This window comes from Pseudomonas sp. SDO5532_S415 (assembly GCF_054071155.1).
On the sequence record NZ_JBSVWS010000205.1, the window covers coordinates 1 to 9,073 of the forward strand.

General features: G+C 62.7%; 7 protein-coding genes. 1 reads left to right on the forward strand and 6 read right to left on the reverse strand.

The features are described from left to right. Window positions 1–90: 90 nt before the first annotated feature. The 6 genes from ACW9HW_RS26895 to kdpF all read right to left on the reverse strand — a co-directional run bounded on the left by ACW9HW_RS26895 (window position 91) and on the right by kdpF (window position 8,197). Window positions 91–789, reverse strand: a complete 699-nt coding sequence (locus tag ACW9HW_RS26895) for a response regulator (protein ID WP_095196527.1) — start codon at window positions 787–789, stop codon at window positions 91–93. A 67-nt stretch (window positions 790–856) separates the two neighbouring features. Continuing rightward, a complete protein-coding gene (locus ACW9HW_RS26900; protein ID WP_095196526.1) occupies window positions 857–3,502 on the reverse strand; it encodes a sensor histidine kinase in 2,646 nt (881 codons plus the stop codon). Window positions 3,503–3,618: 116 nt separating this feature from the next. Beyond that, complete coding sequence (gene kdpC, locus ACW9HW_RS26905; RefSeq protein WP_457402332.1) at window positions 3,619–4,164, reverse strand: potassium-transporting ATPase subunit KdpC; 546 nt, start codon at window positions 4,162–4,164, stop codon at window positions 3,619–3,621. 157 nt (window positions 4,165–4,321) lie between these two features. After that, window positions 4,322–6,379 carry a potassium-transporting ATPase subunit KdpB gene (gene kdpB / locus ACW9HW_RS26910; RefSeq protein ID WP_457402334.1) on the reverse strand — a complete coding sequence of 686 codons (2,058 nt, stop codon included), beginning with the start codon at window positions 6,377–6,379 and terminating at the stop codon, window positions 4,322–4,324. Between the two features lie 10 nt (window positions 6,380–6,389). Further along, on the reverse strand, window positions 6,390–8,099 hold the full coding sequence (gene kdpA / locus ACW9HW_RS26915) for a potassium-transporting ATPase subunit KdpA (protein WP_457402336.1): 1,710 nt from the start codon (window positions 8,097–8,099) through the stop codon (window positions 6,390–6,392). An 8-nt stretch (window positions 8,100–8,107) separates the two neighbouring features. Further along, window positions 8,108–8,197, reverse strand: coding sequence for a K(+)-transporting ATPase subunit F (gene kdpF, locus ACW9HW_RS26920; protein WP_007899818.1), 90 nt, complete (start codon window positions 8,195–8,197; stop codon window positions 8,108–8,110). A gap of 226 nt (window positions 8,198–8,423) precedes the next feature. Between kdpF and rfbC the strand changes: the two genes are divergently transcribed. Beyond that, complete coding sequence (gene rfbC / locus ACW9HW_RS26925) at window positions 8,424–8,969, forward strand: dTDP-4-dehydrorhamnose 3,5-epimerase (protein WP_457402338.1); 546 nt, start codon at window positions 8,424–8,426, stop codon at window positions 8,967–8,969. The last annotated feature ends 104 nt before the right edge of the window (window positions 8,970–9,073 follow it).

The window sequence follows — 9,073 nt, forward strand, 5'->3', positions numbered from 1 at the left end:
GATCTTCGGTGTTCGGAAAGTTTGTGTCTGGAGCAGATCCAATGTGGGAGCGAGCCTGCTCGCGAAGAGGCCGGATCATTCACCACAAACCTAAAGCCCACCCTCACTCAACAACCGATACCCCACCCCTGCCTCCGTCACGATAAACCGTGGTCGCGTCGGATCATCCGCCAGTTTCTGCCGCAAATGCCCGACCACGATCCGCAGGTAATGGCTGTCTTCGGTGTGGGTCGGTCCCCAGATGTCCTTGAGCAGTTGCTGCTGGGTGATGACCCGTCCCGGATGGCGCGCCAGTTGCGCCAGCACGGCGTATTCCTTGCGGGTCAGGGCGACTTCGCTGCCGTCGAGCAGCACTCGGCGATACGCCAGGTCCACCGTCAGCGGGCCGAAGCTCAGCGCGGCTTGCTGGGCTTCGCCCACCGGTGCCTGTCGCAACAGCGCGCGTATCCGCGCCAGGAATTCCTGGATACCGAAGGGTTTGGTCACGTAGTCATTGGCGCCACCGTCCAGCGCTTCAACCTTCTGCCCTTCGCCGGCACGCACCGAGAGCACCAGCACCGGCGCCACCGACCACTCGCGAAACTCACGCAACACCTGTTGGCCGTCCATGTCCGGTAAACCGAGGTCGAGTACCAGCAGGTCCGGTTTGTTCAGCGCGGCTTGGGCCAGTCCTTCATTACCGGTGCCCGCCTCCAGCACTTTGTAGCCTTGAGAAACGAGGCTGATGCGCAGGAATTTGCGGATCTGCGGTTCGTCGTCGATGACCAAAATGGTCGCGGTCTGGCTCATGGATTCACATCAATCTGAAGAGGTGGAAAAGAGTAGCGCAAGCACCATCAGGCTTCACCTTCGACACTTAATTTTCAAAGGCCGGCTGAGCCTGCAGGGGCAGGTGCAAGGTGATGCAGGTGCCGCGTCCTTCGATACCGTCGGCGACGCTGATCCGCCCGCCGTGGGCACCGACCATGCCCTGACAGATCGCCAGCCCCAGCCCGGTGCCTTGCCCGCCACGATCGCCGCGGGCGGCGGTGTAGAACATGTCGAAAATCTTCTCCCGCTCCGCTTCCGGGATCCCGGGGCCTTCGTCACTCACCGAGAAAAACAGCTCGCTGTCGTCAGCCCCGGCGCTCAATTGCAAACGACCGTGGGCCGGCGAGAAACGCGCGGCGTTTTCCAGCACATTGATCAACGCCTGTTCGATCAGTGCGGCGTGGACGTACAGCAACGGCAACTCCGCCGGTACCTCGACATTCACCTGCAACGACGCCAGCACCGTACGCAGGCGATTGAGCGCGCTGCCAACAATGTCTGCCGGTGATACCCAATCCCGCGACAGTTTCAGCGCGCCGTGACCGAGGCGGGTCATGTCCAGCAGATTCTGGATGTAGCGGTCGAGGCGTTCGGCTTCATCACGGGTGCCTTCGAGCAGCTCGCGGCGATCCTCCAGCGGGATCGCCTCGCCAAGGGCCAGCAGGCTGTCGATGCTGCCGCGCATGGAGGTCAACGGTGTGCGCAAGTCGTGGGACACCGAGGCCAGCAAGGCACTGCGCAGTTGCTCGGTTTCACCGTGCAGCCGCGCCGCTTCCAGGTCGTCGGCCAATTGCGCGCGGGCCAGCGCCTGTGCCAGTGGCTGGCTCAACGCTGTCAACAAACGCCGACGCTGGCCGCTCAAGGTCTGGCCCTCTTTCGCGCACACCCCGAGCAACGCCAGCGGCCCCTCTTCCACCGACAACGGCCACCACCACCAACGGCCGAACGGCAAGGTGCCGGTGCCCGCGCCCGCCGGTTGATCGTGCTGCCAGGCCCAATCGGCGGCTGCGCGCTCGGCTTCGGTGAATTCCAGCGGGCCACCGGTTTCGACTTTCCAGCCACTCTGGCCGTCACGATTGAGCAGGCACAGTTGCAGATCGCTCCAGCCCTCGAGGTGATGAGCGGCGGCATTGATCACAGCCTGACGGTCAGTGGCGGCGGTGAGTTTGCGCGACAGGTCGAGCAGTTCGGTCGTTTCCTCCTGGGTGTCGCGCAAGGCCTGCAGCTGGCGCCGCTGTCGTGCCGCGAGGTTGCCGGTGAGGGCCGCCATCAGCAGGAAGAACAGCAAGGTCAGCACGTCTTCTTCGCGCTGGATGTGAAAGGAAAAATTCGGCGGAATGAACAGGAAGTCGTAAGTCAGAAACGACAACACGGCACAGGCCAGCGCCGGGCCGAGGCTGCTACGCACCGCCACCAGCAACACGGCGGCGAGGAACACCAGGGAAATATTCGGCAGCGGCAAGACACTCGCCACCGCCCAGGCCAGGGCACTGGCGAGCACGGTCGCGATCAGCGCCAGCGCGTAGTCGAACCACACCAGCGAATGAACCGGACGTAGTCGTGGCTGATCCTGTTCGATATCGCTGTCGATGACGTTGATTTCCAGCCCGCGTGCATGGCGCAACAAACGCGCCGCCAAACCACCACCGAACAGTCGACGGCGCAATCGCTGGCGGGACTGTCCGACCAGCACCAGGCTGGCGCGACGCTCGGCGGCGTGCTGGATCAGGGTCTTGGCCACCTCGCCGGCCCGCAGCAACACCACTTCGCCGCCCAGGCGTTCGGCCAGTTGCTGGGCACTTTGCAGGCGCAGGCGCGATTGCTCGTCACGCACACTGCCAGTGTCCACATGCACCAGGCTCCACGGCAGATGCCGGCGCTGGGCGACGCGGCTGGCGTGGCGCACCAGACGCTCGGCCTGGGCATCGCCATCGATGCCGACCAGCAAGCGCCCGCGCACGGCGGGCGCCGCCTGACCGAGCTGACGATACCCCTGGGCCAGATCGTTATCGACCTGAGCCGCGGCGGTTTGCATCGCCAGTTCACGCAACGCGGTGAGGTTGGTCTGGGAAAAGTACGCATCGATGGCCGCCCGCGCCTGCTCCGGCACATAGACCTTGCCGTCACGCAGACGCTCAAGCAACTCGCGTGGGGGCAAGTCGATCAACAGCAGTTCGTAGGCTTCTTGAAGCACCCAGTCCGGCAGCGTTTCGCGGATCTGCACGCCGGTGATGCCACGCACCTGATCGTTGAGACTCTCCAGATGCTGGACATTGACCGTGGTGTACACATCGATGCCGGCGGCGAGCAGTTCCTGAATATCTTGCCAACGTTTGGCGTGACGACTGCCCGGGGCATTGGTGTGGGCCAGTTCGTCCACCAATACCAGTTTCGGTTTGGCAGCGAGCAAGCCGTCGAGGTCCATTTCTTCGAGCATCACGCCACGGTATTCCGAGCGCACCAGCGGTTGCTGCGGCAAGCCGCCGAGCAGCGCTTCGGTCTCGGCGCGGCCATGGGTCTCGACCACACCGGCAATGAGCTTCACGCCTTGACGCAGTTGAGTGTGGGCCGCTTGCAGCATGGCGTAGGTCTTGCCGACCCCGGGCGCGGCACCGAGAAAAACCTTGAGCCGGCCACGACCGTCGCGGGGCAGGTTGGCTAACAGCGCGTCGGCGCGGCCGGAGTCGCTCATGTTCGGGATTCTCTTATTTCAGATGTTCATGTAGTGGCTGTTCTGCCGTCTTCGCGAGCAGGCTCGCTCCCACATGGGAATGCGTACCCCTGCTCGCGAATGGCCGCACCGCCGCTCTACAACTTTTCCAGCGCCCTGTTCAGCGCCAACACATTCACCACCGGCGGCCCCACCAGCGGCTGTTCGATGTGCGCGTCCAGCAGGTTTTGCAGGGTCGCGACCGGCAGGTTGCGCGCCGCGGCGACACGCGCCAGTTGATAGGCAATCGCGGCCGGTGGCAAGTGTGGATCGAGGCCGCTGCCGGAGGTGGTGACCATCGCCAGCGGCACCGGCCCCTGACCGGGCACCAACAGTTTGTTGGCGTCGTCGATCACCCGAGTGGCCAGGGCCGGGTTGCTCGGCGACAGGTTGCTGGCACCGCTCGACACAGTGGCAAATGCACCGGCCGATGGCCGTGGGTGGAACCAGGCGTCACCGACGAAATCCTGGGCAATCAGCGAAGAACCGCGGACCTTGCCGTCGGCATCGCGGACCAGGCTGCCATTGGCCTGATCGGGGAACGCAACCTGCGCCACGCCGGTGACCACCAAGGGGTAGGCAACGCCGGTGATCAGGGTCATCAGGACCAGCAGGCTCAGGGCTGGGCGTATCATTGTGGACATTTAAAAATCCTCGAATTCAATGAACAAATACGGCGTTCAGTCAGATGCATCGTGTCGTGTTCTTCGCGAGCAGGCTCGCTCCCACAGGGCAATGCGTTGCTTTTTGTGGGAGCGAGCCTGCTCGCGAAGGCGGTGTGTCTGGCACACCGCTCACGGGTCAAACCAGATGCAACGCCGTCAACAGCATGTCGATGGCCTTGATACCCACGAACGGCACCAGAATCCCGCCCAGTCCATAGATCAGCAAGTTGCGGCGCAGCAATGCCGCCGCGCTCGCCGCCTGCACCCGCACACCGCGCAATGCCAGCGGAATCAGCACGACAATGATCAAGGCGTTGAACACGATCGCCGAGAGAATCGCGCTCTGCGGGCTGCTCAGGTGCATGATGTTCAGCACGCCGAGTTGCGGGTAGATCGCGGCAAACAGCGCCGGCAGGATCGCGAAGTACTTGGCCACGTCGTTGGCGATGGAAAACGTCGTCAACGCGCCGCGGGTCACCAGCAACTCCTTGCCGATCTGCACCACATCCAGCAGCTTGGTCGGATCGCTGTCGAGGTCGACCATGTTGGCCGCCTCGCGTGCCGCCTGGGTGCCGTCGTTCATCGCCATGCCGACATCGGCCTGGGCCAGGGCCGGGGCATCGTTGGCGCCGTCACCGCACATGGCGACCAGGCGACCGTCGTTTTGCTCGTGACGAATGCGCGCCAGTTTTTTCTCCGGCGTGGCTTCGGCCAGCACGTCATCCACACCCGCTTCAGCGGCGATCGCCGCAGCGGTCAGCGGGTTGTCGCCGGTCACCATGACCGTGCGGATCCCCAGTTTGCGCAACTCGGCAAAACGTTCGCGGATGCCGGGCTTGACCACGTCCTTGAGGTGGATCGCGCCCAGCAGTTTGCCGTCGGCGCAGACCAGCAACGGCGTACCGCCACTCTGGGCAATCCTGTCGATTTCCCGAGACAGCGGCGCGGCCAGATCGGCGCGTTTGAGACCGACGAAGGCCAGCAGCGAATCCACGGCCCCCTTGCGATAGACACGACCCTGATAGTCGACACCCGACAGCCGGGTTTCGGCACTGAACGGCACGGCAGTCAGCAACTCAGCGGCCGGCTCAGGCTGCGGTTGAGTGCCACGCAGGTATTCGACGATGGATTTACCTTCCGCCGTGTCATCGGCCAGCGAGGCAAACAAGGCGCCCTCGGCCAGTTCCCGGGCCGTCACCCCTGGAGCCGGAACCACGGCGGTGCAACGACGGTTGCCGAAGGTGATGGTGCCGGTCTTGTCCAGCAGCAGGACATGCACGTCCCCCGCCGCTTCCACGGCGCGACCGGACTTGGCAATCACATTCAGGCGAACCAGACGATCCATCCCGGCGATACCGATGGCGGACAACAGGCCGCCGATGGTGGTCGGGATCAGCGTGACCAATAACGCCACCAGGAACACCAGCGGCAGGCTGCCGTTGGCGAAGTGCGCGAACGGTTGAAGGGTCACGACCACCAGCAGGAAGATCAGGGTCAGGCCGATCAACAGGATGTCGAGCGCCACTTCGTTCGGGGTTTTCTGCCGCTTGGCGCCTTCGACCAGGGCGATCATGCGGTCCAGTGTCGACTCACCGGGGTTGGCGGTGATCTTCACCAGCAGCCAGTCAGACACCAGCCGGGTATTGCCGGTAACGGCCGAACGGTCGCCGCCGGACTCGCGGATCACCGGTGCCGATTCACCGGTGATCGCCGCTTCGTTGACCGCGGCGATGCCTTCGATCACTTCACCGTCACCGGGGATCATCTCCCCGGCTTCGACGCGCACTACATCGCCCTTGCGCAGGCTGGTGGCGGGCACCACCTGGAAGGTGCCGTTGCTGGTTTTGCGGCGAGCGCTCAAGCCTTCACTGCCCGCCTTGAGGCTATCGGCGCGGGCCTTGCCGCGGCCTTCGGCCAGGGCTTCGGCGAAGTTGGCGAACAGCACGGTGAACCACAGCCACACCGCGATCTGCGCGGCGACGAAGGTGGGTACCGCCGTGTCCGGGACGAAGCACAGAACGGTGGTCAGGATCGCCGTCAGTTCGACCACCAGCATCACCGGTGCGCGTTGCAATTGCCGAGGGTCGAGCTTGACGAAAGCTTGCAACAACGCTGGGCGCCAGAGGGCCGAGATCGCGGTTTTCGGTTGTTCCGGTGCCTTCGCGGCAACCGGTTTTACTACGGGCATATTCATCAAATAGTCCTCAGCTCTTTAACCCAAAAGCAACCATGCTCAAGTGGTCAGCAATCGGCCCCAGCGCCAGGGTCGGCAGAAAGGTCAAACCACCCACCAGCAAAATGGTCACGGTCAGCAGGGTCACGAACAGCGGGCCGTGGGTCGGGAAGCTGTTCTGCCCGATTGGTGCGGTTTTCTTCATCGCCAGGCTGCCGGCCAGAGCCAGGACCGGAAGGATGTAGCCGAAACGACCGATCAACATGCCCAGGCCCAGCATCAGGTTGTGGAACGGCGTGTTGGCGCCGAAGCCGCCGAACGCGGAACCGTTGTTGGCACTGGCCGAGGTGTAGGCGTAAAGCAACTGGCTGAAACCATGGGGTCCGGGATTGCTCACCGATGCCACCGGGCCGGGCAGGCTGGCGGCAATCGCGCCGAGTACCAGTACGCCGATCGGCATGACCATCAGGGTCACCACCAGCAATTGCACTTCCTTGGCTTGCAGTTTTTTGCCGAGGTATTCCGGGGTCCGGCCGATCATCAGGCCGGCGAGGAACACCGCGATCAATACGTTGAGCAACATCCCGTAGAGCCCGGCGCCGACGCCGCCGAAGATCACTTCGCCGACCATCATGTTGACCAGCGCCACCATGCCGCTGAGCGGGTTGAGGCTGTCGTGCATGCCGTTGACCGAACCGTTCGATGCCGCCGTGGTGGTGACTGACCAGAGCACGGTGGCCGTGGTGCCGAACCGGGCTTCCTTGCCCTCCAGCGGCGCGGTTTGTTCGACAGCGACGTTGTTCAGGGTCGGGTTCGGTTGGTATTCGGCCCACAACGAAGTCGCACCACCGATCAGGAACAACGCCAGCATGCAGGCGATGATCGCGCGGCTCTGACGCAGGTCCTTCACGTAGTGGCCGAAGGTGAAGACCAGCGCGACGGGAATCAAGATGATCGACGCCAGCTCGAACAGGTTGGCCCAGGCCGTCGGGTTCTCGAACGGATGCGCCGAGTTGACGCCGAAGAAGCCACCACCGTTGGTACCCAGTTGCTTGATCGCAATCTGGCTGGCGGCAGGACCGAGCGGGATCACCTGATCGACACCCTGCATCGTCACCGCATTCACGTATTGCGCGAAGGTTTGCGGCACGCCTTGCCAGACCAGGTACAGCGCCAGCAGCAGGCACAGCGGCAGCAGGCCGTAGAGGGTAGCGCGGGTCATGTCGACCCAGAAGTTGCCCAGGGATTGGGTGGACTTGCGACCGATGCCACGGCAAAGCGCGACCAGCACAGCGAGACCGGTCGCGGCACTGACGAAGTTCTGCACGGTGAGGCCGGCCATCTGGCTCAGATAGCTCAGCGATGCTTCACCGCTGTAGGCCTGCCAGTTGGTGTTGGTCATGAAACTGATGGCGGTGTTGAACGCCAGCGTCCACTCCTGGCCCGGCAGGTTTTGCGGGTTCAGGGGCAGATGGTCCTGGAACAACAGAATCGCGAACAGCAGCAGGAAACCCGCGAGGTTGAAGGCGAGCAAGGCCAGGGCGTACTTCTGCCAGCTCTGTTCGGCCTGCGGATCGACCCCGGCCAACCGGTAACAACCCCGTTCGACCGGGCCGAGGATCGGCGTCAACCAGGTGCGCTGGCCTTCCATCACCTTGTAGTAGAAGCGCCCGAGAAACGGCGCCGGAACCAATACCACCGCGAAAAACGCGAGGATCAGCCAATAGTCATAACTGTGCATAGCCGCTCCTAGTTCCGGTCCGCGCGCAACAGCGCAACCAACAGATAAATGAACAGCCCCACTGCCAACAGCAGTGACACCCCGTCCAGAACGCTCATGGAAGTTCTCCGTGTTACGGCGCATTGCCGCGTGTGGGTTCATTGTCGGAAGGAAGGCTGTAAAGGAACGAGATCGAGGCCGCGCGCGGGGAATAAAGAAAGCGTAAAGAGTGGGTTTACGCTGGGGTTACAGCGGTGTTTTGGCGAGCTTTCCAGATCGGCCCTCGTACCGGTCAGCACTTTGAGCAAGAATGTGGGCCATCGCGCTTATTGCTGGAGAAACACCATGAATGTAATCACCACCGACCTGCCCGGTGTGTTGATCATCGAACCCAAGGTATTTGGTGATGAGCGAGGTTTTTTTTACGAGAGTTTCAACGCAAAGGCTTTTGCGGATGCGACAGGGCTAAGCCCTCGATTCGTTCAGGACAATCATTCGCGCTCTCAGAAAGGTGTGTTGCGCGGTCTGCATTACCAGCTGGAAAACACCCAGGGCAAATTGGTTCGCGTGACAGCAGGTGAAGTACTTGACGTGACGGTAGATATTCGCCGCAGCTCGCCACATTTCGGCAAATGGGTCGCTATGCGTCTGTCCGCCGAGAATCGTCGCCAGCTTTGGATTCCGGAAGGCTTTGCCCATGGTTTCGTGGTGTTGAGTGATTTCGCCGAGTTCCTCTACAAAACCACCGACTACTACACGCCGTCGGCTGAGCGCAGCATTCGTTGGGACGATCCGGACCTGGCCATCGACTGGCAACTGGATGAAGCACCGCAACTGTCCGCCAAGGATCAGGCGGCTGCGTTCTTCAAGGATGCTGAAGTGTTTTCCTGAGTCCGGGCATCTGGGTTCGTCAGAGGCTTGGTGCTGAATGTGCCGACGTTTTCGCGAGCAGGCTCGCTCCCACAGGGGATTTTCATTGGTGTTGGATCAGATAC